General features: G+C 39.9%; 1 protein-coding gene. It reads left to right on the top strand.

Annotated features, from left to right (window positions below):
• Positions 1-43 precede the first annotated feature (43 nt).
• A partial coding sequence (locus HC175_RS23085) for a paraquat-inducible protein A (RefSeq protein ID WP_317172408.1) occupies positions 44-291 on the top strand: 248 nt, incomplete at its 3' end.

Raw genomic sequence — 291 nt, 5'->3', positions numbered from 1 at the left:
AATATCCATTCTCTTTGGTACGGGAAAAGTCGATTCCTTTTTAGTGGGAATTTTAATCCTGGTCTTTAGCATCCTCTTTCCCGTTGCCAAGCTCGTTTCCACTCAGATCTTTCTAGGAGGAAGTGAACGGGTAAGAAAAAATAAGATCCTTAAATTCTTCACCTTCAAATCGGGCAAGTGGAGTATGGCAGATGTTTACGTGATTGCAATTTTTATGGCATATATAGGATTTCAGGGAATACTGGATAATCAATTGGCAAACCTGAATATGGCCAATGAATCCCTGGTGAG

Source organism: Salinimicrobium oceani (genome assembly GCF_012037645.1).
This window is presented reverse-complemented; position numbering and strand designations above follow the sequence as displayed.